23 protein-coding genes are annotated in these 23,194 nt (G+C 71.3%); 6 read left to right on the top strand and 17 right to left on the bottom strand.

Annotated elements, in window-relative coordinates:
• Positions 1-3: 3 nt before the first annotated feature.
• Positions 4-1,494, bottom strand: a complete 1,491-nt coding sequence (locus tag ACIQCZ_RS22320; RefSeq protein ID WP_402284447.1) for an anthranilate synthase component I — start codon at positions 1,492-1,494, stop codon at positions 4-6.
• Positions 1,495-1,505: 11 nt separating this feature from the next.
• The gene (hisI, locus tag ACIQCZ_RS22315; RefSeq protein ID WP_342286399.1) at positions 1,506-1,889 is read right to left on the bottom strand and encodes a phosphoribosyl-AMP cyclohydrolase; all 384 of its coding nucleotides are present in this window, start codon (positions 1,887-1,889) and stop codon (positions 1,506-1,508) included.
• An 84-nt stretch (positions 1,890-1,973) separates the two neighbouring features.
• On the opposite strand from hisI, the gene ACIQCZ_RS22310 reads away from it, so the two are divergent.
• Positions 1,974-2,606: a TIGR03085 family metal-binding protein gene (locus tag ACIQCZ_RS22310; protein ID WP_402284446.1), complete on the top strand. Its 633-nt coding sequence runs from the start codon at positions 1,974-1,976 to the stop codon at positions 2,604-2,606.
• Positions 2,607-2,622: 16 nt separating this feature from the next.
• Here the strand turns inward: ACIQCZ_RS22310 and ACIQCZ_RS22305 are convergent, their stop codons facing one another.
• The 10 genes from ACIQCZ_RS22305 to hisD all read right to left on the bottom strand — a co-directional run bounded on the left by ACIQCZ_RS22305 (position 2,623) and on the right by hisD (position 10,404).
• Positions 2,623-3,867: an MFS transporter gene (locus ACIQCZ_RS22305; RefSeq protein ID WP_402284444.1), complete on the bottom strand. Its 1,245-nt coding sequence runs from the start codon at positions 3,865-3,867 to the stop codon at positions 2,623-2,625.
• A 26-nt stretch (positions 3,868-3,893) separates the two neighbouring features.
• The gene (locus tag ACIQCZ_RS22300; protein WP_402284443.1) at positions 3,894-4,481 is read right to left on the bottom strand and encodes an ArsR/SmtB family transcription factor; all 588 of its coding nucleotides are present in this window, start codon (positions 4,479-4,481) and stop codon (positions 3,894-3,896) included.
• A 168-nt stretch (positions 4,482-4,649) separates the two neighbouring features.
• Positions 4,650-5,405, bottom strand: coding sequence for an imidazole glycerol phosphate synthase subunit HisF (hisF, locus tag ACIQCZ_RS22295; RefSeq protein WP_376280839.1), 756 nt, complete (start codon positions 5,403-5,405; stop codon positions 4,650-4,652).
• A complete protein-coding gene (locus ACIQCZ_RS22290; RefSeq protein ID WP_189540907.1) occupies positions 5,402-5,800 on the bottom strand; it encodes a RidA family protein in 399 nt (132 codons plus the stop codon). Before ACIQCZ_RS22290 ends, hisF begins: the two co-directional genes overlap by 4 nt.
• The gene (priA, locus tag ACIQCZ_RS22285; protein ID WP_376280845.1) at positions 5,797-6,522 is read right to left on the bottom strand and encodes a bifunctional 1-(5-phosphoribosyl)-5-((5-phosphoribosylamino)methylideneamino)imidazole-4-carboxamide isomerase/phosphoribosylanthranilate isomerase PriA; all 726 of its coding nucleotides are present in this window, start codon (positions 6,520-6,522) and stop codon (positions 5,797-5,799) included. The genes ACIQCZ_RS22290 and priA overlap by 4 nt, the downstream gene beginning before the upstream one ends.
• A complete protein-coding gene (gene hisH / locus ACIQCZ_RS22280) occupies positions 6,522-7,163 on the bottom strand; it encodes an imidazole glycerol phosphate synthase subunit HisH (protein WP_402284441.1) in 642 nt (213 codons plus the stop codon). Before hisH ends, priA begins: the two co-directional genes overlap by 1 nt.
• Before the next feature lie 10 nt (positions 7,164-7,173).
• Positions 7,174-7,341, bottom strand: a complete 168-nt coding sequence (locus ACIQCZ_RS22275; RefSeq protein ID WP_402284440.1) for a hypothetical protein — start codon at positions 7,339-7,341, stop codon at positions 7,174-7,176.
• On the bottom strand, positions 7,338-7,940 hold the full coding sequence (hisB, locus tag ACIQCZ_RS22270) for an imidazoleglycerol-phosphate dehydratase HisB (RefSeq protein ID WP_351086611.1): 603 nt from the start codon (positions 7,938-7,940) through the stop codon (positions 7,338-7,340). Before hisB ends, ACIQCZ_RS22275 begins: the two co-directional genes overlap by 4 nt.
• Positions 7,937-9,085 (bottom strand): histidinol-phosphate transaminase, encoded by a 1,149-nt coding sequence (locus ACIQCZ_RS22265; RefSeq protein WP_402284438.1) that lies wholly within the window; start codon positions 9,083-9,085, stop codon positions 7,937-7,939. The genes hisB and ACIQCZ_RS22265 overlap by 4 nt, the downstream gene beginning before the upstream one ends.
• Positions 9,082-10,404, bottom strand: coding sequence for a histidinol dehydrogenase (gene hisD / locus ACIQCZ_RS22260; protein WP_402284437.1), 1,323 nt, complete (start codon positions 10,402-10,404; stop codon positions 9,082-9,084). The genes ACIQCZ_RS22265 and hisD overlap by 4 nt, the downstream gene beginning before the upstream one ends.
• Positions 10,405-10,554: 150 nt before the next feature.
• Here hisD and ACIQCZ_RS22255 point away from each other — a divergent pair, with 150 nt between their 5' ends.
• The 4 genes from ACIQCZ_RS22255 (at position 10,555) to ybaK (ending at position 14,806) form a co-directional block, all read left to right on the top strand.
• Complete coding sequence (locus tag ACIQCZ_RS22255; RefSeq protein WP_376218523.1) at positions 10,555-12,156, top strand: oxidoreductase; 1,602 nt, start codon at positions 10,555-10,557, stop codon at positions 12,154-12,156.
• A gap of 331 nt (positions 12,157-12,487) precedes the next feature.
• Complete coding sequence (locus ACIQCZ_RS22250; protein WP_402284436.1) at positions 12,488-13,525, top strand: hypothetical protein; 1,038 nt, start codon at positions 12,488-12,490, stop codon at positions 13,523-13,525.
• 5 nt (positions 13,526-13,530) lie between these two features.
• On the top strand, positions 13,531-14,274 hold the full coding sequence (locus tag ACIQCZ_RS22245; RefSeq protein WP_402284435.1) for an LON peptidase substrate-binding domain-containing protein: 744 nt from the start codon (positions 13,531-13,533) through the stop codon (positions 14,272-14,274).
• 28 nt (positions 14,275-14,302) lie between these two features.
• Entirely contained in the window at positions 14,303-14,806 is a 504-nt protein-coding gene (gene ybaK / locus ACIQCZ_RS22240) for a Cys-tRNA(Pro) deacylase (protein ID WP_402284433.1), read from the top strand.
• Positions 14,807-14,869: 63 nt separating this feature from the next.
• Here ybaK and ACIQCZ_RS22235 read toward each other — a convergent pair whose 3' ends face one another.
• From ACIQCZ_RS22235 to ACIQCZ_RS22220, 4 genes are all read right to left on the bottom strand, one after another.
• Complete coding sequence (locus tag ACIQCZ_RS22235; RefSeq protein ID WP_402284431.1) at positions 14,870-15,595, bottom strand: ABC transporter permease; 726 nt, start codon at positions 15,593-15,595, stop codon at positions 14,870-14,872.
• Between the two features lie 34 nt (positions 15,596-15,629).
• Positions 15,630-16,358, bottom strand: a complete 729-nt coding sequence (locus ACIQCZ_RS22230; RefSeq protein ID WP_391740105.1) for an ABC transporter permease — start codon at positions 16,356-16,358, stop codon at positions 15,630-15,632.
• Positions 16,359-16,587: 229 nt separating this feature from the next.
• On the bottom strand, positions 16,588-17,562 hold the full coding sequence (locus ACIQCZ_RS22225) for an ABC transporter ATP-binding protein (protein ID WP_402284677.1): 975 nt from the start codon (positions 17,560-17,562) through the stop codon (positions 16,588-16,590).
• Positions 17,563-17,719: 157 nt separating this feature from the next.
• Entirely contained in the window at positions 17,720-18,994 is a 1,275-nt protein-coding gene (locus ACIQCZ_RS22220; RefSeq protein WP_402284429.1) for an NYN domain-containing protein, read from the bottom strand.
• A gap of 224 nt (positions 18,995-19,218) precedes the next feature.
• On the opposite strand from ACIQCZ_RS22220, the gene ACIQCZ_RS22215 reads away from it, so the two are divergent.
• On the top strand, positions 19,219-19,398 hold the full coding sequence (locus ACIQCZ_RS22215) for a hypothetical protein (protein WP_402284428.1): 180 nt from the start codon (positions 19,219-19,221) through the stop codon (positions 19,396-19,398).
• 102 nt (positions 19,399-19,500) lie between these two features.
• On the opposite strand, the gene dnaE is transcribed toward ACIQCZ_RS22215, so the two are convergent.
• Positions 19,501-23,040 (bottom strand): DNA polymerase III subunit alpha, encoded by a 3,540-nt coding sequence (gene dnaE / locus ACIQCZ_RS22210; protein ID WP_391739986.1) that lies wholly within the window; start codon positions 23,038-23,040, stop codon positions 19,501-19,503.
• Positions 23,041-23,194: the final 154 nt, after the last annotated feature.

Genomic DNA, 23,194 nt, shown 5'->3' with positions numbered 1-23,194 from the left:
TCGTCAGCCGTGGAGCCGGTTGGCCGTATGCACCGCGCGGAGCACCGCGGCGGCCTTGTTGCGGCACTCGGTGTCCTCGGCGACCGGGTCGGAGTCGGCGACGACCCCCGCTCCGGCCTGGACGTACGCCGTGCCGTCGCGGAGCAGGGCGGTCCGGATCGCGATGGCGGTGTCGGAGTCCCCGGCGAAGTCGAGGTAGCCGACGCAGCCTCCGTACAGTCCGCGGCGGGTCGGTTCGAGCTCCTCGATGATCTGCATCGCGCGGGGCTTGGGGGCGCCGGAGAGGGTGCCCGCGGGGAAGCAGGCGGTGAGGACGTCGAAGGCGGTGCGGCCCTCGGCGACCCGGCCGGTGACGGTGGAGACGATGTGCATCACGTGCGAGTACCGCTCGATCGACATGAAGTCGACCACCTCGACGCTGCCGGGTTCGCAGACCCGCCCGAGGTCGTTGCGGCCGAGGTCGACGAGCATCAGGTGCTCGGCGCGCTCCTTCGGGTCGGCGAGGAGTTCGTCGGCGAGGGCCTGGTCCTCCTGCGGGGTGGCGCCGCGGTGTCTGGTTCCGGCGATCGGGTGGACCATCGCACGTCCGTCCTCGACCTTGACGAGGGCTTCCGGGCTGGAGCCCGCGACGTCGAAGCCGTCGAAGCGGAAGAGGTACATGTACGGCGACGGGTTGGTGGCGCGCAGCACCCGGTAGACGTCCAACGCGCTTGCCGTGCAGGGGGTTTCGAAGCGCTGGGAGGGAACGACCTGGAAGGCCTCGCCGGCCCTGATGCGCTCCTTCACGTCCTCGACGGCGTCCTGGTACGCCGGGCCGCCCCACAGCGCGGTGTACGGGGGGAGCTCGGACGGCGGCAGGGCGGCGGGGCTGTTCTCGACAGGGCGCGAGAGGTCCCGCTCCATGGCGTCGAGACGGGCGACGGCGTCCGCGTACGCCTCGTCGACGCCGGTCGCGAGATCGTTGTGGTTGATCGCGTTGGCGATCAGGAGGACGCTGCCGTCCCAGTGGTCGAGCACGGCCAGGTCCGAGGTGAGGAGCATCGTCAGCTCGGGGAGGTGCAGGTCGTCCTTTGCGCTGTCGCCGATCTTCTCCAGGCGGCGCACGATGTCGTAGCCCAGATAGCCGACCATGCCGCCGGTGAACGGGGGCAGCCCGTCGTCGACGACCAGGTCGTGCGGGGTGTGCAGGGTCTCGATGGTGGCGCGCAGGGCCTGCAGCGGGTCACCGTCGACGGGGACCCCGACGGGCGGGGTGCCCAGCCAGTGGGCCTGCCCGTCGCGCGCGGTGAGGGTCGCGGCGCTGCGTACCCCGATGAAGGAGTAGCGCGACCAGCTGCGGCCGTTCTCCGCGGATTCCAGGAGGAAGGTGCCGGTGCGCTCGCCCGCGAGTTTGCGGTAGAGGCCGACGGGGGTGTCGCCGTCCGCGAGGAGCCGGCGGCTGACAGGGATGACGCGCCGTTCGACGGCCAGCTTGCGGAAGGTATCGAGATCCATGGCGGCCGACCCTACTGGGCGAGCGGGAGGACGTCGGCGTCGAAGCAGGTGCGGTCGCCGGTGTGGCAGGCGGCACCCGTCTGGTCGACCCTGACGAGGACGGTGTCGGCGTCGCAGTCGAGGGCGACGGACTTGACCTGCTGGACGTGGCCCGAGGTGTCGCCCTTGACCCAGTACTCCTGACGGCTGCGGGACCAGTAGGTGCAGCGGCCGGTGGTGAGGGTGCGGTGCAGTGCCTCGTCGTCCATCCAGCCGAGCATCAGCACCTCGCCGGTGTCGTACTGCTGGGCGATGGCCGGCACGAGCCCGTCGGCGCCGCGCTTGAGGCGGGCGGCGATGGCCGGGTCGAGGTTGCCGGACGGCGGCGGGGTGCTGGGCGTGGGCGCGCTGGTCATGCGCCCATTGTGCCGTGGTCGCGGGAGCGGTTCGGTGCGGCGTCCACTGGGCGGACCGCGTCCGACGGCCGTACGCTGGCGAGCATGTCGACCCATGCGAAGCGCGAACGACTTCTGCTCGCCGACCTGTTGGAGGCGGCGGGACCGGAAGCTCCGACTCTGTGCCGGGGCTGGACGACCAGGGACCTCGCCGCCCATGTGGTGGTCCGCGAGCGCCGGCCGGACGCGGCGGGAGGCGCCCTGCTGGGCGTGCTCAAGAACCGCCTCGAACGGGTGCAGGCGGAGTACACGGCGAAGCCGTACGAGGAGCTGATCCAGCTGATCCGTACCGGTCCGCCGCGGATGTCCCCGTTCGGTCTGAAGCAGATCGACGAGGCCGCCAACACCGTCGAGTTCTACGTCCACGCGGAGGATGTGCGCCGGGCACAGCCGGACTGGTCGCGGCGGGAGCTGGACCCGGTCTTCGCCGATGTGCTGTGGGCCCGCGCGGAGCGGACGGCCCGGCTGCTGGGCCGCAAGTCCCCGGTGGGGCTGGTGCTGCGCCGCCCGGACGGCCAGACGGCGGTGGCGCACAAGGGCACCCCGGTCGTGACGGTCACCGGCGAGCCGGGCGAGCTGCTGCTCTTCGTGTTCGGCCGGCAGGACGCGGCGACGGTGGGGCTGGACGGCGACACGGAGGCGGTGGCCCGGCTGCACACGGCCGAGCTGGGCATGTAGCGCGTACGGGGACGGGTCAGCCCGGGAGTTCCGCGCGGCGCAACCGGGTGAAGGTCAGAGCGACCACCGCGCCCGCCGCGCACACCGCGGCACTGGCGACGAAGACCGGGCCCGTCCCCCGGGCGGCGACAGCGGCTCCCGTGACCGGGTAGCTGAGCGGTGCGATCGCGTGGGTGAAGAGCGTCGACACCGAGGTGACCCGGCCCAGATAGGCGGGTTCGGTGACCGTCTGGATCAGGGCGCCGCACAGGGAGCCGCCGAGGCCCGCGAAGAGCCCGATGCCGACGGCGACGGCGACGGCGGGGCCCAGCGAGGGCGTGTAGGCCAGGGCCGCTATGGCGACCGCGCCGATCAGCACCATCAGGCACATCACGAGCCCGGCCCGCGGTACCCGGCCGCGCACCGCGAGCACCAGGGCCGACGCACCGGCGCCGATCCCGAACGCGGCGACGATCCAGCCCATGCCGGAGGCGCCCCAGCCGCGCTCGCGGGCGAGCAGGATCAGTCCGAGGTTGAGCGGCCCCGCGAAGCCCAGTTCGCTGAGGGCGACGACGAGCATCAGCGGTCCGAGCACCGGGTGACGGCGGATGTGGCGCAGCCCGTCCACCAGTTCGTGCCAGGCGGTGCCGGACGGTTCGGGGGCCTCCCGGGCGGGCAGTGGGCCGACCCGCAGGGACAGGAGCAGCGGCAGGGACAACGCGAAGAGCACGCCGGCCGCGGCGAACGCGAGGGTCGGGCCGCCGCCGGCCACCGCGACCCCGCCGAGCGGCGCTCCGACGACGTTGGCGGCCCGGGAGGCGAGTCCGCGCAGCCCCTGGACGCGGGCGAGCTGTCCGGCGGCGGTGATCCGGGGTGGCAGGGCGCCGACGGCGGGCAGGAAGAGGGCGTCGACCACACCGAAGACGAGCGCGACGGCGATCAGCATCCACACGGCGGGCGAGGTGAGCAGCAGCGTGCCCGCCAGGCCCAGCACGACCAGGCACCGGGCGGCGTCGCTGCCGATGACGACGCGGCGCGGCCCGATCCGGTCGGCGAGCACTCCCCCGCCGAGCATCAGCAGGGCCCTGGGTATGGAGCCGACGGCGAGGACGAGCCCGGCCTGGGTGGCGCTGCCGCTGCGGGCGGCGGCCCAGGCGAGTGCCATGTAGTAGACGCTGTCGCCGATCATCGAAGCGGTGTAGGCACCGAGCCAGCGCAGGACGTTGCCGTCGCGGTGGGCGGGACGTTCGGGGGCGTGCGTGGTCGTGCCCGTGACGGTCATGGAAGTCGTCCTCCCGGGACGGCGAGTCAGGTGCGGAACGGGAATGTGTACAGGTGCACGGCGACGTTCTCGCGGCCTTCCGTGTCCCCGGCCTCGTCGCGGGCACGGCCGAGTTGTTCGTACCGGTCGATGAGTTCGTGCAGCTCACGGCTGAGCGCGGTGAGCTCCTCGGCGGTGAGCCGGGCCAGGTACTCGGAGCCGGAGGCGGCGCCGCGCCACTCCTGCGGCCAGCTCTGGGCCGAGTCGAGGTAGCGGCGGTACAGCTCGCTGCGCTGGTCGAAGGAGAGCCGGCCGACCGCGGCGTGCGTGGCGGCCTTCTCGGGTGCGTCGCTGAAGTCCTCCTCGTGGAAGGACAGTCCCTTGGAGGCGGGCTGCCACCAGCGCTCCCGGCCGTCCCTGCCCTGCTGCTCGGCCTCCTCGATCAGGCCGTGGTCGGCGAGTTTGCGCAGGTGGTAGCTGACCAGCGAGACGGCCTCGTCGACCTGCTCGGCGAGCTGGGAGGCGGTGGCCTTACGAGAGATGTAGAGCGCCCGGTAGAGCTTCATCCGCAGGGGGTGCCCGAACGCCTTCAGGGTCTCCAGATCCGAGATCCGGCGCGATTCCTTGCTTGCCATGCCCTCCACAGTAGATAGGAAAGGAAACTTGCGCAATCTTTGTTGCGCAATAAAAGTTGTGGAATTTCGGCGCGCTCTCCGCCGCCACGGCGGGACAGGACGGTCCTGGAAACGCCGATCGCCGGACGGGCCACAACGGCCCGTCCGGCGATCGATGGGGTACTGCGGTCAGCGGACCGGGTGTCCGGCCTCCCTGAGAGCGCCCTTGACCTCGGAGATCCGCAGATCGCCGAAGTGGAAGACGGACGCGGCGAGTACCGCGTCGGCCCCCGCCGCGATGGCCGGCGCGAAGTCCGCGAGCCGGCCCGCGCCGCCGGAGGCGATGACGGGGACGGTCACGTGCTCCCGGACCGCCGCGATCATCTCGGTGTCGTAGCCGTCCTTGGTGCCGTCGGCGTCCATCGAGTTGAGCAGGATCTCGCCCGCGCCCAGCTCGGCGGCCCGGTGCGCCCATTCGACGGCGTCGATGCCGGTGCCCCTGCGGCCACCGTGCGTGGTGACCTCGAAGGTGCCCGTCGGTGTGCGCCGGGCGTCCACGGAGAGCACCAGGACCTGGCGGCCGAAGCGCTCGGCGATCTCCCGGATCAGGTCCGGGCGGGCGATGGCCGCGGTGTTGACGCCGACCTTGTCCGCACCGGCCCGCAGCAACTTGTCGACGTCGTCGGCGGTCCGGACGCCGCCGCCGACCGTGAGCGGGATGAAGACCTGCTCGGCGGTGCGGCGCACCACGTCGTAGGTGGTCTCCCGGTCACCGCTGGACGCGGTGATGTCGAGGAAGGTCAGCTCGTCGGCGCCCTCGGCGTCGTACAGCTTCGCCATCTCGACGGGATCGCCCGCGTCGCGCAGGTTCTGGAAGTTGACGCCCTTGACGACCCGGCCGTTGTCGACGTCCAGGCACGGGATGACGCGCACCGCGAGGCTCACCGCGCACCTCCCCGGTACGCCTCGACCTCGACCTCGACGACCAGGCTCGGGTCCACCAGACCGGACACGATGATCATCGAGGCGGCGGGGCGGACGTCGTCGAAGAGCTCCTTGTGGGCACGGCCGACCTCGTCCACGTCCCGGGCGTGCGTGACGTACATCCGGGTGCGGACGACGTCCTCACGGCCCAGACCGAGCTGCTTCAGCGCGTCGAAGGCGACCTTGAAGGAGGTGACGGTCTGCTCGTACGGGCCGCCCGCGGAGATCTGCCCGTTCTCCACCGACGTGCAGCCGGCCACCAGGACGAGGCCGTTCGGCAGCTCGACCGCGCGGGAGTAACCGAACTTCTCCTCCCAGGGGGCGCCGGAGGAGATGCGGTTGACGGAGTCGCTCATCCGGAGACCACCTGCAGTGCTTCTTCGAGGGTGAACGCCTTGGCGTACAGCGCCTTGCCGACGATCGCGCCCTCGACGCCGTCCGGGACGAGCGAGGAGATGGCCCGCAGGTCGTCCAGCGAGGAGACGCCGCCGGAGGCGACGACGGGCTTGTCGGTGGCGGCGCAGACGTTCTTCAGGAGTTCCAGGTTGGGCCCCTGGAGCGTGCCGTCCTTGGCGATGTCGGTGACGACGTAGCGGGCGCAGCCCTCGGAGTCGAGGCGGGCGAGTGTCTCGTAGAGGTCGCCGCCGTCGCGGGTCCAGCCGCGGCCGCGCAGCGTCGTGCCGCGGACGTCGAGGCCGACGGCGATCTTGTCACCGTGCTCGGCGATGACCTTGGCGACCCACTCCGGGGCCTCCAGGGCGGCGGTGCCGAGGTTGACCCGGCGGCAGCCGGTGGCGAGGGCGGCGGCGAGCGAGGCGTCGTCGCGGATGCCGCCGGAGAGCTCGACCTTGATGTCCATGGCGCCGGCCACCTCGGCGATCAGCGCACGGTTGTCCCCGGTGCCGAAGGCGGCATCCAGGTCGACGAGGTGCAGCCACTCGGCCCCGGCACGCTGCCAGGCGAGGGCGGCCTCCAGCGGGGAACCGTAGGAGGTCTCGGAGCCGGACTCGCCGTGGACGAGGCGGACGGCCTGGCCGTCGCGGACGTCGACGGCGGGGAGCAGTTCAAGCTTCGGCATTACAGCGTCTCGATCCAGTTGGTCAGCAGCTGGGCGCCGGCATCGCCGGACTTCTCGGGGTGGAACTGGGTGGCCCACAGGGCGCCGTTCTCCACGGCGGCGACGAACGGCTCGCCGTGGGTGGCCCAGGTGACCCGGGGCGCACGGATCTTGGCGTTGGTGACCTCCAGGCTCCAGTCGTGCACGGCGTAGGAGTGCACGAAGTAGAACCGGGCCTCCGGGTCGAGACCCGCGAAGAGCTGGGAGTCCTCGGGGGACCGCACGGTGTTCCAGCCCATGTGCGGGACGATCGGGGCCTTCAGCGGGGCGACGGTGCCGGGCCATTCGTCCAGCCCCTCCGTCTCCACGCCGTGTTCGATGCCCCGCTCGAAGAGGATCTGCATACCGACGCAGATGCCCATGACGGGGCGGCCGCCGGAGAGCCTGCGGCCGATGATCCATTCGCCGCGGGCCTTCTTCAGCCCGTCCATGCAGGCGGAGAACGCGCCGACGCCGGGCACCAGCAGCCCGTCGGCGTTCATCGCCTTCTCGTAGTCGCGGGTGATCTCGACGTCCGCGCCGACGTGGGCGAGGGCCCGCTCGGCGGAGCGGACGTTGCCGAAGCCGTAGTCGAAGACGACGACCTTCTTGTTGTCGCTCACAGCTCGTTCCTCAGTCCCAGAGTCCCTGGATCCGCAGAATGCCTGCCACCAGGCACATCACGGAGGCGATGGAGAGCAGGACGATGACGCCCTTGGGCATGCCCTGCTTCGCGAAGGAGTAGACGCCGCCGGCCAGGAAGAGGCCGACGACGATCAGGATGGTGTTGAGGCCGGTCACAGCGCGCCCTTCGTGGAGGGGAGTATCCCGGCGGCACGCGGATCGTGCTCGCTGGCGTAGCGCAGCGCGCGGGCGAGCGCCTTGAACTGGCACTCCACGATGTGGTGGGCGTTGCGCCCGTACGGCACGTGGACGTGCAGGGCGATCTGCGCCTGGGCGACGAAGGACTCCAGGATGTGCCGGGTCATCGTCGTGTCGTACGCGCCGATCATGGGCGCCATGTTCTCGGGCTCGGTGTGCACCAGGTACGGGCGGCCGGAGAGGTCGACGGTCACCTGGGCGAGCGACTCGTCCAGCGGGACGGTGCAGTTGCCGAAGCGGTAGATGCCGACCTTGTCGCCGAGGGCCTGCTTGAACGCGGCTCCGAGCGCGAGGGCGGTGTCCTCGATGGTGTGGTGCGAGTCGATATGCAGGTCGCCGTCGGTCTTGACCGTGAGGTCGAAGAGCCCGTGCCGGCCGAGCTGGTCGAGCATGTGGTCGTAGAAACCGACCCCGGTCGACACATCCACCTTGCCGGTGCCGTCGAGGTTCATCTCGACGAGCACCGAGGTTTCCTTGGTGGTGCGTTCGACTCTTCCTACGCGGGCCGCGCGAGTCATGCGTCGTGCTCCTTCTTGGCGATCTCATTTACAAGCGTGCGTGCCGCATCGAGGAACGCGTCGTTCTCTGCCGGGGTGCCCGCGGAGACCCGCAGCCATCCCGGTACGCCGTTGTCCCGGACCAGGACGCCCTGGTCGAGGATCCGCTGCCAGGCGGCGTGGCTGTCGGCGAAGCGGCCGAACTGGACGAAGTTGGCGTCCGAGTCGGTGACGTCGTAGCCGAGCGCGCGCAGCTCCGTGACGATCCGGTCGCGCTCGCTCTTGAGCTGGGCGACGTATCCGAGCAGCGTATCGGTGTGCTCCAGGGCGGCGAGCGCGGTGGCCTGGGTGACCGAGGACAGGTGGTACGGCAGCCGCACCAGCTGGACCGCGTCGACGACGGCCGGATCGGCGGCGAGGTAGCCGAGGCGCAGCCCGGCGGCGCCGAACGCCTTCGACATGGTCCGCGAGAGCACCATGGTCGGCCGGCCCTCGATCAGCGGGAGCAGCGAGGCGTGGTGGCTGAACTCGCCGTACGCCTCGTCGACGACGACCATCGATGGCCCGGCCGCCTGGGCCGCGTCGTACAGCGCGAGCACGGTCTCGGCGTCGACGGCGGTGCCGGTGGGGTTGTTGGGCGAGGTGATGAAGACGACATCGGGCCGGTGCTCGGCGATGACCTTCCGGGCCGCGTCGACGTCGATGGTGAAGTCCTCGTTGCGCGGTCCGGAGATCCAGCCGGTGCCGGTGCCCCGGGCGATGAGGGCGTGCATGGAGTACGAGGGCTCGAAGCCGATCGCGGTGCGGCCGGGGCCGCCGAAGGTCTGCAGCAGCTGCTGGAGCACCTCGTTGGAGCCGTTGGCCGCCCAGACGTTGGCGAGAGCGACCTCGTACCCGGCGGTGCGGCTGAGGTAGCGGGCCAGCTCCGTGCGGAGCTCGACGGCGTCCCGGTCGGGGTAGCGGTTGAGGTCGCGGGCGGCCTCGCGGACGCGCTCGGCGATCCGCTCGACGAGCTCCTCGGGCAGCGGGTACGGGTTCTCGTTGGTGTTCAGTCGCACGGGTACGTCGAGCTGCGGCGCCCCGTACGGGGACTTGCCACGCAGCTCGTCGCGGATCGGGAGATCGTCGATGCGCGTGGTCGTGCGAGGGGTGTTGCTGTGCGTCACTGCTGCGGAACCTCTCCGCCGAACCTGGCCTTGAGCGCGGCGCCGTGGGCGGGGAGGTCCTCCGCCTCGGCGAGGGTCACGACATGGTGGGTGACCTCGGCGAGCGCGTCACGCGTGTAGTCGACGATGTGGATGCCGCGCAGGAAGGACTGCACCGACAGGCCCGAGGAGTGACAGGCGCAGCCGCCGGTGGGCAGGACGTGGTTGGAGCCGGCGCAGTAGTCGCCGAGCGAGACGGGGGCCCACGGGCCGACGAAGACCGCCCCGGCGTTGCGCACCCGGTCGGCGAGCGCGGCGGCGTCGGCGGTCTGGATCTCCAGGTGCTCGGCGGCGTACGCGTCGACGACCTTGAGGCCGTCCTCCAGGTCGTCGACCAGGACGATCGCGGACTGGCGGCCGGCCAGTGCGGGCTCGATCCGGTCGGCGACGTGCTTGCTCGCGGCGACCTGGGGCTTCAGCTCGGCCTCGGTGGCGGCGGCCAGTTCCTCGGAGTCGGTGACCAGGACGGCGGCGGCCATCGGGTCGTGCTCGGCCTGACTGATCAGGTCGGCGGCGACGTGCACCGGGTCGGCGGTGGAGTCGGCGAGGATCGCGATCTCGGTGGGGCCCGCCTCGGCGTCGATGCCGATCCGGCCCTTGAGGAGACGCTTGGCGGCGGCGACGTAGATGTTGCCGGGGCCGGTGACGAGGTTCACCGGAGGACATTCGGCCGTTCCGTACGCGAACATCGCGACGGCCTGGGCGCCACCGGCCGCGTACACCTCGTCGACGCCGAGCAGGGCGCAGGCGGCGAGGATGGTGGGGTGCGGCAGACCGCCGAAGTCCTTCTGCGGCGGCGAGGCCACGGCGATGCCCTCGACGCCCGCCTCCTGGGCCGGAACGACGTTCATGACGACGGACGACGGGTAGACGGAGCGCCCGCCCGGCACGTACAGCCCGACGCGCTCGACCGGCACCCACTTCTCGGTGACGGTGCCGCCGGGGACGACCTGGGTGGTGTGCGTGGTGCGGCGCTGCTCGCCGTGGACGATGCGGGCGCGGCGGATCGACTCCTCCAGCGCGGCCCGTACGGCGGGATCGAGCCGCTCCAGCGCCTCGGTGAGCGCCGCGGCCGGAACGCGGACCGATTCGATCCGTACGCCGTCGAGCTTCTCCCCCCACTCGATCACTGCCGCCGAGCCACGATGGCGTACGTCCTCGCAGATGGGCCGCACCGTCTCCAGGGCGGCTTCCACGTCGAACTCGGCACGGGGCAGCAGGTCGCGCAGGGCTCCACCCTCGGGGAGGGCGTTGCCGCGCAGATCGATTCGAGAGATCACACCGCAATTCTCGCAGACCGCCTACGGCGTCCGGTCGCCCGTATCACTGGCTGATACGTGCCTCGGGGGTCACTCCTGACCAATAGCGTTCACTTCGTCACCCAGAGGGAACACCAGAGAGAAGAACGGCTCCGAGCGGAAGGGGCACCCGTGACCGAACCGTACGACGGCGATTTCCCGGACGGTCTCAGCGCGGCCGAGCTGGGCATGTGGCAGGCCTTCAGGAACGGCAGCACCTACGATCTGCGCGCCCGCGACCCGGCGCAGGACGATCCGTTCGCCCCGCGTGTCTGGGGACCGGAACGCAGTGTGGACGGGCGCGTCGTCGCCCGGCTGCTGCTGTCCGGTCCTCCGCCGCGGCCCGGCCGGGTCGCGGCGCTGAAGCTCCGGGGTGTCCGGATCACGGGAACACTGGATCTGGCGGGCGGGCGCGTCGCGCCGTACGTCGAGCTGACCGGCTGCCGCTTCGAGAGCGAGGTGGTGCTGCCCGAATGCCACTTCACGACGTTGCGGATCGTCGGCTGCGCGATGCCGCGGCTGGAGGCGGCGCGGCTGCGCACCGAGGGAGATCTGCATCTGCCGCGCTGCCGCGTCGCTCACGGCATCCGGCTCACCGACGCCCAGATCGGCACCGATCTGCTGATCAACCAGATCGAGATCGGCCCCGACCGCAACGGGCGCGCCCTGGCCGCCGACGGGCTGGCGGTCGCCCAGGACCTGCAGGCGGAGCTGGTCGAGGCGCGCGGCGAGCTGAGTCTGCGCGGGGCGAAGGTCGGCGGTTCGCTGAGCCTGCGCGGCAGCCGGCTGCGCGGCAGGGAGGGGCGGCGCGCGCTGAACGCCCCGCAGCTGACGGTGGAGCGCACGCTGTACATGAGCGAGGCGTGGGTGAGCATCGACACCGGGAACCAGGGCACCACTCCCCCGTACGGGATCGTCATGGCCCCGACCCCGGCGCGCGGTACGCGTTCGCAGTTCTTCGAGTGCCGCGGCGGGGTGCGGCTGGACGACGGCCGGTTCGGCGATGCGGTCGATCTGCACAAGGCGCGGTTCGTACTGGCCCGGCACGAGGAGCTGTCGCTGCGCCGGATCGTCACTCCGGAGCTGCGCTTCAACGCGGAGCGGCCGGAGGAGGGCCGGGTCGTCCTGAACGGCGCGAGGGTCGTCACGCTGATCGACGTGTCGACGAGCTGGCCGGGGCCCGGCGGGCTGGCGATGGGCGGTTTCGTGTACGAGAGCCTCGTCCCGTACGGGCACTTCCCGCTCTCCCGGCGCCTGGAGTGGGTGGCGGCGGCGACCCCGGAGTACGTACCGGAGCCGTACGAACGCCTCGCGACGGTGCTGCGCAGCTGCGGGGAGGACGCGGACGCCCGCGAGGTGCTGCTGGCCAAGCAGCGGCGGCGGCGCGAGACGCTGCCGCCCGCCGCGAAGCTCTGGGGCTTCCTGCAGGACTGGACGGTGGCGTACGGCTACCGGCCGGGGCGGGCCGCGGTGTGGATGGCGGTGCTGTGGGCGGCGGGCACGCTGGCCTTCTCCCGGCACGTCCCGGCGGCGATCAAACAGGATGAGCATCCGGAGTGGAACCCGGCGCTGTACGCCCTCGATCTGCTGGTGCCGGTGATCAACCTCGGCCAGGACGGTTACTGGCGGATGGAGGGCGGCTGGCAGTGGGCGGCGGCGGTGCTCGTCGTGCTGGGCTGGATACTGGCCACGACGGTCGCGGCCGGCGCTTCACGGCTGCTGCGCCGCGGCTGAGAGCCTGTCGGGTGACCTCGCCCGCCCGGTCGGAGGTCACCCGACAGGCTCTGGGCGGAATCCGGCCACGAAGGGGCGGATCGACGAGCGCAGGGCGACGGTCCGAGCGACCGTCGCCCTTGCGCGGGCACCGTCACGACGGCCGGGCGCCCAGGGCCTCTCGGCCGGATCGGGCCGGGCCCGTGTGCGGGCCGCCCATGCCGGGGCGTCAAGAACAAGCCAGATTCCGCACTTTCCTTTACTTTTTATTGACCAAGCCCGGTACAACCCATTCACTCGGCACCAACTCTTCACAGTGCCCCTCTGGCGCCGCCCCGACCAGCGCTTTTCAATGGTCTGCACCATGCCTTTCCTTCGCGTTCTGCTCCGTACCGCGCGCACGATCCGGCGCTCCCCCCGGGGGTTCGCCGGGCTGCCGCCGGACGACGCGGTGCTGCTCGACGCCCCCGACGAGCGGCTCTCCCCGGCGCTCGTCGCCGCCGCCCTCGGCGAGTACGAACCGGCCGCGAAACTCCTCGCCACCACCCGGGACGGCGCCGAGTGGGAGAACCGGGACCGCTACCTCGGCCGGCTCGTCACCTTCGCCCGCAGCCGCGACGCCTGGCTGACCGACTGGCTCGCCGCCGCGCCGCACGACCCGGACGCGCTGCTCGTCAAAGCCGAACTGGCGGTCCGCCGGGCCTGGGAGTCACCGGTGCGGGCCGAGCAGCTGCGCGAGCTGGGACCGCTGATCACCGCGGCGGCCGACGCCGATCCGCGCGATCCGGTGCCCTGGCGGCTCGCGCTCGACCATGCGCGCGGCACCCACGCCACGCACACCACCTTCGAGGCGCTGTGGGAACAGGCGATCCAGCGCTCCTCGCACCACTACGGCTGCCATGTCGCGGCCCTGCGGTACCTCTCCCCCGCCTGGTACGGCTCGCACCGCGAGTGCTTCGACTTCGCCGAGCGGGCCGCCGAGGACTCGCTGCCCGGCTCGCTGGTCCAGGCGCTGCCGCTGCGGGCCGCATTCGCCGTGCTGGTCGAGGGACCGACCCTACGGACCAGCTCGGTGCAGGAGGAACGGATCGACGCCGCGGCGGACCTGGCGATCACCCTGTCCGCCTCGTTCGCACCGGGCGATCCCTGGCCGGCCGAGACCCGCAATCTGCTGGCGTTCGTGCTGATCGCCCGGGGCCGCTGGGCAGAAGCACTGGAACAGTTCCGGCAGATCGGACCGCATGCGGCCTCGTTCCCGTGGTCGTCGGTCTCCGACGACCCGCTGGGCCGGTTCCTGGAGGCGAGGGACGACGCGCGGCGCCGGGCGGCCTGTGCGACGCCTTCGTCGGGCCGGGCCGGCCACAGCGGGCCACACGGCCATTACGCTTGACCGTTGTGACCACCGCTCGCCTGCCTCTGTTCCCGCTGAACGCGGTGCTGTTCCCTGGCCTCGTGCTGCCGCTGAACGTCTTCGAGGAGCGTTATCGCGCCATGATGCGCGAGCTGCTGAAGACCGCCGACGACGAGCCCCGCCGCTTCGCCGTGGTCGCGATCCGCGACGGCCGTGAGACTGCACCGACGGCCACCGGAATGCCGGCCGCGACGCGCACCCGCGCCGAGCGCGCTCCCGCCGACGGCTTCGGCCCGGATCCGGTCCAGACCTTCCACCGGGTCGGCTGCATCGCCGACGCGGCGAAGATCCGGGAACGGCCGGACGGCAGCTTCGAGGTCCTCGCGACCGGCACCACCCGGGTCAAGCTGCTCTCCGTCGACGCGAGCGGCCCGTATCTGACGGCCGAGCTCGAAGAGCTGGACGAGGAGCCCGGCGAGGAGGCCGGCGCGCTCGCGGAGGGTGTCCTGCGGGCCTTCCGCGCCTACCAGAAGCGGCTGGCCGGGGCGAGCGAACGGTCGCTGACGACGGGAGCGGACCTTCCCGACGACCCCTCCGTCGTCTCCTACCTGGTCGCGGCGGCGGCCGTGCTCGACATTCCGTCGAAGCAGCGGCTGCTCCAGGCACCCGACACCGCGACCCGGCTGCGCGAAGAACTGACGCTGCTGCGCTCCGAGACCGCCGTCATCCGGCATCTGCCGTCCCTGCCGGCGGTGGACCTGACCCGCGCCCCGACCCACCCCAACTGACCGACGACCGACCCGAGGACCCCTCCCCGTGGCGAAGAAGCCGAAGAAGCAGCAACAGCCCGGCGGCACCCCGGCGACGGTCGCACTGACCGCGGCAGGCACGGCGTTCACCGTCCACGCCTACGAGCACGACCCGGCCTCGGCCTCCTACGGCGAGGAGGCCGCCGAGGCACTGGGCGTCTCCCCCGACCGGGTCTTCAAGACCCTGGTCGCGGATGTCGACGGCACCCTCACCGTCGCGGTCGTCCCGGTGGCCGGTTCCCTGGACCTCAAGGCACTGGCCTCGGCGGTCGGCGGCAAGCGGGCCACGATGGCCGACCCGGCAGCGGCGGAACGCACCACCGGCTACGTGCGGGGCGGCATCTCGCCCCTGGGTCAGCGCAAGCGGCTGCGTACGGTGCTGGACGCCTCGGCGCGGTCCCACCCGACCATCTGCGTCTCGGCGGGCCGCCGCGGCCTGGAGGTCGAGCTGGCCCCCACGGATCTGGCCTCGCTCACGGGAGCGTTGTTCGCGGAGATCGGCCGGGAGTAGGGGGCGGGTGGGGACGGGTCCCGCGGCAAGCCACCCCCGTACCGGCCAGTGCCCCTCCCGGCACTAGGACCCGTCCGGCGGCACGCCCGCGCCCGGAGCGGCGGGCCCCGCCGCGGGCCCCGCACCCGGCACGGGCCCACCCGCGGACCACTCCGGAAACGCGCCCCACTCCGGTTCCGGGTCCCGCGGCCCGAACAGCGCCGTCAACCCGAGATGAACCGCCATCGCCCCCAGCGACCACACGAGCAGCGCGGCCCCCTTCGCCCGCAACCGAAGGGGTGCGTCGAAGACCACGCCCTTGCCGACCGCCCGCGCGTGCGCGACCACGTCCTGGTTCGGCCCGAGCCATACGCCCAGCCGCCAGGCGACCAGCGAACCGAGCAGTCCGCCCAGCGCCAGCCCCACCACCAGGGCGATCCCGCCACGCCGCTGGAACCAGAAGACCAGCGCCGCGGAGACCGCACCGAATGCCAGCGCGAGGAGCACGAACGTGCCGTCGGCACCGATCGCCTCCTCGCCCTCGCTGTCACTCAGGTAGACGGCCGAGCCGTCGGAGATCAGCGGGACCTTCGAGGCGAGCCACGCCCAGAGGAGTCCGAGCACGACACCCGAGACGGTCACGAGCAGGGTGACGGCAGCGGCCCGCCGCAGATCCGACCGGCGGTCGTTCTCCCCCTCGGACTCCGCCAGGACGCCGGGGCCGGGGCCGCCGGACCCACCCCATTTCGGCGGGATCTGCCAGGGGTCGTTGGACGAGGGCTGGTGGGGCGGTGTCAGAGGTGCGGTCACCGTGCCATCGTGCCAGGCGTACCTGTGCCGCGCCTCACCGGACCGCTGCCCTGCGGTACGCCCAGGTGGCCGCGGCCAGCGACAGGACACCGACGGCGGCGCAGACCGCGAGATCCAGTGCGACGACCGCCCAGTCCGGGTGGACGTCGAAGGACCGGGAGAGCGCCTCCACACCGTAGGTCGAGGGCAGCAGATCACGGGCCCAGCCGATCGGCGCGGGCAGCCGGTCGGCCGGCAGGACACCGAGCAGCAGCGCCGCCGACATCCCCAGCTGCCCGAGCAGCGTGGCCAGCTCCTGCCGGGGCGCGAGCAGCCCCAACGCCGCGCCGAGCCCGGAGAGCGCCGCCCCGGAGAGCGGGATGACGGCGACGAGCACCCACAGATGCGTCAGCGGCAGCCCGAACAGCACGCTCCCCGCCACGGCCGTGACGATCGTGCCGGGCACGGTGAAGGAGGCGTACGCCCCGGCCGCACCGAGCACCACCGCGGCGGGCGGCACGGGCAACGTGGCGTAGTGGTCGAGCCCACCGCCCGCCCGGAGCTGCCCGAAGTACTGGGCGAGCAGGTTGAGCGCGACGAAGGCCACCACGAGGACGCTGGATCCCGCGACGACGGCCCGCGCCTCGGAGCCGCCGTCGACGACCCCGCGCATCAGCACCATGATCCCCACGGACTGGAAGGTCGCGACGAAGAGCAGCGGAATGCGGGCGACCCTGGCCCTGGAGAGCTGGGCACGGTAGACGGCCGCGAGCGACGGGAACAGCCGGGCCCGCGGCGCGAGCGGCGCGGGGGCCGCCCCGTCGTGTCCGGGACCGTCGCCGACGGCACGGCCGTCCTCGGCGGTCCGGACGGGTCCGGTCACCGCCTGCGCGGGAACGATGCTCGTCACCTGGCGCTGCTCCTCTTCACTCCCTGCCCGGCCGTGCACACGCACCCGGCCGCCGATCCCGTCCCGGCCAGGCACCCGCACCCGGCCGCCCCGCGCGTCCCGCTCATGACTTCACCAGCCCCATGGTCGCGTCCCCGCCGAGCGCGAGATAGACGTCCTCCAGACTGGGTGTCGCCAGCGTGAAGTCGTCGAGTGCGGCGAAGGCCGCGCCGCCGGTCACCGCGGCGACCGCCGCCCGTGCCTCGTCGGGGCCGAGCCGCAGCACCCAGCGCCGCCCGGACTCCTGGGCCGAGCCACGCAGCGCGGCCACCTCGGGCACCTCCAGGGGCGCGCGTTCGCGCCACACCAGCTCGACCCGGACGTCGCCGGCGACGCGTTCCTTGAGTCCGGTCGGCGTGTCGCAGGCGATGACCCTGCCGCGTTCGATCACGGCGACCCGGTCGAGGACCGTCTCGGCCTCGATGACGTTGTGGGTGACGAGCAGCACCGTGGTGCCGCGCTCGGCCCGGCGGCGGTCCACGGCCGCCCAGACGGCGCGCCGCGCGACGGGGTCCATCCCGGTCGTCGGCTCGTCCAGCACCAGCACCGACCGCTCGCCGACCAGCGCGGCGGCGAAGCAGGCCAGCCGCCGCTGCCCGCCGGAAAGCTTCTTCAGGGGGCGCCCCGCGATCTCGGCGAGGCCGAGTTCGTCGAGTACGGCGTCGCGTTCGGCGCGGGCCTCCCGTACCGCGAGGCCGCGCAGGCGTCCGGTGGTCTCGGCGGCGAGCGACACGGTCAGTTCATCGAGGGCGGTGGACTCCTGCCCGAGGTACCCGATCAGCCGGGAGGCCCGTTCGGGGTGGCGGACGAGATCGTGTCCCAGCACGTCGACGCTGCCGGAGTCGGGCCGCATCAGCCCGGTGAGCTGTCGTACCAGGGTGGACTTCCCCGCGCCGTTGGGTCCGAGGAGTCCGAAGATCTCGCCGCGCCGCACTTCCAGGCTGATCCCGTCGGTGGCGCGCACCTCGGGGGTGGCGGGTGCCCCGCGGCGGCTGCGGGCGGCGGGATAGGTCTTGACCAGATCCCGCACCGCGCACACGGTTCCCGTCGCCGTCTGCGCCTGTGCTGTGCCCGTACTCACGAGGTACGAGAGTACGGGGTCGGATGCCCCGGATCGCGCTCGGGGCCGCGCCGGTCGGGCATCGACGCCGCATTTCGCCGGACGGGGATGCCCGGCCGGCGGGCCCGCCGCCCCGTCAGTCGCCGGACGGACTCGTCCGTTCCGCCGACGGGGCGTGTACCGCCGCGGCCCGTACATCGATCTCCCGCCAGAACCCCGCGCGGATCGCATAGCGGTCGTGCTCGTCGATCTGGTCGTCCTTGTGGGCGAGCAGGCCGAACCGTGCCGCGTACCGCAGCAGTTCGCCGTCGATGCGGTGCGGGATGCGCGGATACAAGGTCGACAGCTTCTGCAGATGGGTGTTGTCCGGCAGCCGCTCCATCCAGCGGCGGGCGAAGACCTGACCCACCTCGAAGGGGTCGCCGCCGACGGTGGTGATGTCCTCCTCGCGGTCCGCCCAGCGCTGCTCGGCGCTGGTGACCTGAGCCAGCGTCGGGAGGGACGCGGTTTCGGCGGGTTCGCCCAGCGGTCCGCCGCGCTCCATCCAGCCCTTGTCGGAGGACCAGCGCAGGGTCGCGTTGGCGGGCGAGGGCTGCGGGGACTGCTGGGTACCGGGGCCGCGCAGGGTGCCTGCCAGGTCCTTGGGGGTGGGGACACCCCTTCCGCCGGGGCCCGGACGGTCGGCGGCGGGGCTCTCCTCGGGCGGTGGGGCGGCGCTGTCGGCGGCGTCCGCCGCCTGGGCCTCCGAGGCCCGCTCGGCGGAGGCGGCGAGGGCCGCCTCGGGCAGTGGTGCGGAGAGGATCGCGGCGATCTCCGGGCGGGGCGCGGGCGGCGGGGCGCAGACGCCGCCGATGTCCTTGGCCTGTACGGCCTGGGTGATCCAGGCCCGGTCGAGCACCCTGCGTTCGTCGGCCTCGGCGACCAGGTCCTCGGACTGGTTGTAGTCGCCGTCGGCGGCCTGGACGGCCCACAGATGGACGGCGACGCCGTGTTCCTTGGCGGACATCAGGCCGGGCAGCAGATCACCGTCGCCGGTCACCAGCACCACGTCGGAGCAGGCCCGGTTCCTGGCCAGTTCGGTGAGTTCGGCGTGCATCGCGGCGTCGACGCCCTTCTGCGCCCAGCGCCCGTCGCTGCGGGTGAGAGCGCCGAGCCGGACGGTCACCCGGGGCATCACACGCAGCCTGCGATGCTCGGGCTGCGGTACCCGGTCGGGGGCGCCGTCGAACCAGTAGATCCGCAGCAGCGGCTGCTGCGTGTCGGCCTCGGCCAGCTCGCGCAGGCCCCGGATGAGGGCCGCGTGGTCGACGGTGATGCGGGAACGGGCGGGCTCTCCGGCCAGCAGGCTCGCGGCCGCGCCCAGCAAGTAGCCGGCGTCCACCAGGACGACGCAACGGTCCACGCGTTCCACCCTCTTCCGGAAGTTCGGGTGTGGTCTTTGCCAAGGGTTTCCTTCGAGTCTGCCCGACCACGCAGAGGTTGACGGCCGGAACTCGATCATCGGCGTGGCGGATCCGGAAAACGGCGCATGATACCCGATCACTACGCACGGTAATGATCCAACATGCATGCTTTACACCCATATGTGAATCTGAACGCGGTCCTGGCCCCGAGAGTCCCCACAGGAGGAACACCATGGCCAAGAACAAGAACCGCAAGCAGGGCAGCCGGCAGAACCGTGCGACCGACCCGGAGCGCGGTGCGGAAGAGAACAAGTCGACCGCGTACGAGTCGCAGATACAACCTCAGTCGCAGGCCCAGGGCAGCCCTGCTGATGTGGCCCGTAAGCACCAGCGGCGCTTCGGCCACAACTGACCGGGCGCATCGCCGGCCCCGGTCCGGGACAGCGGCCGGGTGCCGAGAGGGGCGCTCCCGCTTTCGCGGGGCGCCCCTTCTGTATGTCGGCGGTGAACCGGCTCAGCCGGCCAGGCAGGACGGACCGAGCAGCACCTTCAGGTCACCGAAGAGCGCCGGATCGGGCTTCACCCGGTGCCGGTCGAGCCGGAGCACCGTGGTCTTGCGGGGGCCCTGGAGCCTGATCCGCACCTCGGTGTCCCCCCGGTGGTTGCTGAGGACCTCGCCGAGGCGGCTGACCATGGGCGGGGTGATCTTGACCGTGGGGATGGTCAGGACCACGGGGGCGTTGGTGCCGGCCGACGAGATGTCGGGGACCTGCATCTCCATGGCGACGAGGCGGGGCACGTCCTCGCGCTTGTCGAGGCGTCCCTTGACGAAGACGACGGTGTCCTCGACGAGCTGGGTGGAGACCAGTTGGTACGTGGCGGGGAAGAACATGCACTCGATGGAACCGGCCAGGTCCTCGACCGTGGCGATGGCCCAGGCATTGCCCTGCTTGGTCATCTTCCGCTGGAGACCCGAGATGATGCCGCCCACGGTGACGATCGCACCGTCGGCGTGTTCCCCGCCGGTCAGCTGGGAGATCGAGGAGTCGGCCTTGTCGGACAGCACGTGCTCCAGGCCGAAGAGCGGATGGTCGGAGACGTACAGGCCGAGCATCTCGCGCTCCTGCGCCAGCAGGTAGGACTTCTCCCACTCGATGTCGGAGAACTCCACGTCGAGCCCGAAGCCCGGCTCGTCGCTCTCCTCCTCGCCCATCCCGCCGAAGAGGTCGAACTGCCCCTCGGCCTCCTTGCGCTTGACCTGCACCACGTTGTCGATCATCGGCTCGTGGTGGGCGACCAGCCCCTTGCGGGTGTGACCCATCTCGTCGAAGGCGCCGGCCTTGATCAGCGATTCGACGGTGCGCTTGTTGCAGACGACCGCCTCGACCTTGTCCAGGAAGTCGGGGAAGCTGCTGTATTTCCCCTTCGCCTTGCGGCACCGGATGATCGAGTCGACGACGTTCTGGCCCACGTTGCGGACGGCCGTGAGGCCGAAGAGGATCACGTCGTCGCCCTGTGCGGCGAAGTTCGACAGGGACTCGTTGACATTGGGCGGCAGCACCTTGATGCCCATGCGACGGCACTCGTTGAGATAGACCGCCGACTTGTCCTTGTCGTCCTTGACCGAGGTCAGCAGAGCCGCCATGTACTCGGCCGGGTAGTTCGCCTTCAGATACGCGGTCCAGTAGGTGACCAGGCCGTACGCGGAGGAGTGGGCCTTGTTGAACGCGTATCCGGCGAACGGCACCAGGACGTCCCAGAGCGCCTGGATCGCCGCGTCCGAGTAGCCGTTCTTCTTGGCGCCCTCCTGGAAGAGGACGAAGTTCTTCGCCAGTTCCTCGGGCTTCTTCTTGCCCATCACGCGGCGCAGGATGTCGGCCTCGCCGAGCGAGTAGCCCGCGATGATCTGGGCGGCCTTCTGCACCTGCTCCTGGTAGACGATCAGGCCGTAGGTCAGACCGAGCGTCTCCTTGAGCGGCTCCTCCAGCTCCGGGTGGATCGGCGTGATCTCCTGCCGGGCGTTCTTGCGCTCGGCGTAGTTCGTGTGCGAGTTCATGCCCATCGGGCCCGGCCGGTACAGGGCCGAGACGGCGGAGATGTCCTCGAAGTTGTCGGGCTGCATCTGGCGCAGCAGCGAACGCATCGGGCCGCCGTCGAACTGGAACACGCCGAGCGTGTCGCCGCGGCAGAGCAGTTCGTACGTCTTCGGGTCGTCCAGCGGGAGGCTGAGCAGGTCCAGCTTGACGCCCTTGTTGGACTCCACCATCTTGACGGCGTCGTCCATGATGGTGAGGTTGCGCAGGCCGAGGAAGTCCATCTTCAGCAGGCCGAGCGACTCGCACTGCGGGTAGTCCCACTGCGTGATGGTGACGCCGTCGGTGTGCCGCACCCAGACCGGGGCATGGTCGACGATCGGCTCGCTGGACATGATCACGCCCGCGGCGTGCACACCCATCTGCCTCACCAGGCCCTCGACACCCTTCGCCGTGTCGATGACCTTCTTCACGTCCGGCTCGTTCTCGTACATCCCCCGGATCTCGCCCGCCTCGCTGTAGCGCGGGTGCTTGGGGTCGGTGATGCCGTTGAGGTCGATGCCCTTGCCGAGGACGTCGGCGGGCATGGCCTTGGTGAGCCGGTCCCCCATCGCGTACGGGTAACCGAGGACACGGGCGGAGTCCTTGATGGCGTTCTTGGCCTTGATCTTGCCGTACGTGCCGATCATGGCGACCTTGTCGGCGCCGTACTTCTCCGTCACGTACCTGATCACTTCGACGCGCCGACGCTCGTCGAAGTCGATGTCGACATCGGGCATGGAGACGCGCTCGGGGTTGAGGAACCGCTCGAAGATCAGCCCGTGCTCGATGGGGTCGAGGTCGGTGATCCCCATCGCGTACGCGACGATCGAACCGGCCGCCGAGCCTCGGCCGGGGCCGACCGCGATGCCGTTGTTCTTCGCCCACATGATGAAGTCCGCGACCACCAGGAAGTACCCCGGGAACCCCATCTGGATGATGACGTCCATCTCGTACTCGGCCTGCTTCTGCCGGTCCTCGGGAACCCCGCCCGGGAAGCGCCGGTTCATGCCGACCCGGACCTCCTCCTGGAACCAGGTGATCTCCGTGTAGCCGTCCGGGATGTCGAACTTCGGCATCAGGTCGCGCTTCTCGAACATCCCGGCGGTGTCGATCTGCTGCGCGACCAGCAGCGTGTTGGCGCAGCCCTCCTGCCAGGCGTCGGAGGAGTCGACGGCGTACATCTCGTCGGTGGTCTTGAGGTAGTAGCCGGTGCCGTCGAAGCGGAAGCGGTCCGGGTCGGAGAGGTTCTTGCCGGTCTGGATGCAGAGCAGCGCGTCGTGCGCGGCCGCCTCGTGGGCGTAGGTGTAGTGCGAGTCGTTGGTCACCAGCGGCGGGATGTTCAGCTTCTTGCCGATTTCGAGGAGCCCGTCACGGACCCGTCGCTCGATCTCGATGCCGTGGTCCATCAGCTCCAGGAAGTACTTGCCCTCACCGAAGATGTCCTTGTAGTCCGAGGCCGCCTGGACCGCCTCGTCGAACTGACCGAGCCGCAGTCGTGTCTGCACCTCGCCCGAGGGACAGCCGGTCGAGGCGATCAGCCCCTCGGACCACTGGGCGATGGTCTCCTTGTCCATACGCGGCCACTTCTGCAGCCAGCCCTCCGCGTACGCGTCCGACGACAGCCGGAAGAGGTTGTGCAGCCCCGTCGAGTTCGCCGCCCAGATCGTCTTGTGGGTGTAACCGCCCGAACCCGAGACGTCGTCACGCTTCTGGTGCGGCTGCCCCCACTGGATCTTCCGCTTGTGCTTGCGCGACTCCGGCGCGACATACGCCTCGATCCCGATGATCGGCGTCACCCCCGCCTTCTGCGCCGAATGGAAGAAGTCGTACGCACCGTGCAGATTGCCGTGGTCCGTCATCGCAATATGCGACATGCCCATTTCATTGCACGCGTTGAACATGTCCTTGAGCCGCGCGGCACCGTCCAGCAGCGAGTACTGGGTGTGGACGTGAAGGTGCGTGAAGGGCGGCTTGGTCACGGCGTCGGGCCTCCGATGGGCAGGTGCGGCGCGAAGCGCCTCGTCGAGGGGTGGTGGCCGGGCGACGGGTGGGGCGTGGACCGACCGGGGGGACAGCGTGGAAGTCTACGTCTCCGAGCCCGTGATCGACGGGCACTCCCGGGTGCGGTCGCGC

The organism is Streptomyces sp. NPDC093149, from assembly GCF_044754145.1.
Taxonomy (GTDB): domain Bacteria; phylum Actinomycetota; class Actinomycetes; order Streptomycetales; family Streptomycetaceae; genus Streptomyces.
Note: the sequence above shows the minus strand (reverse complement) of the source record. Positions and strands in the feature narration are given on the sequence as shown.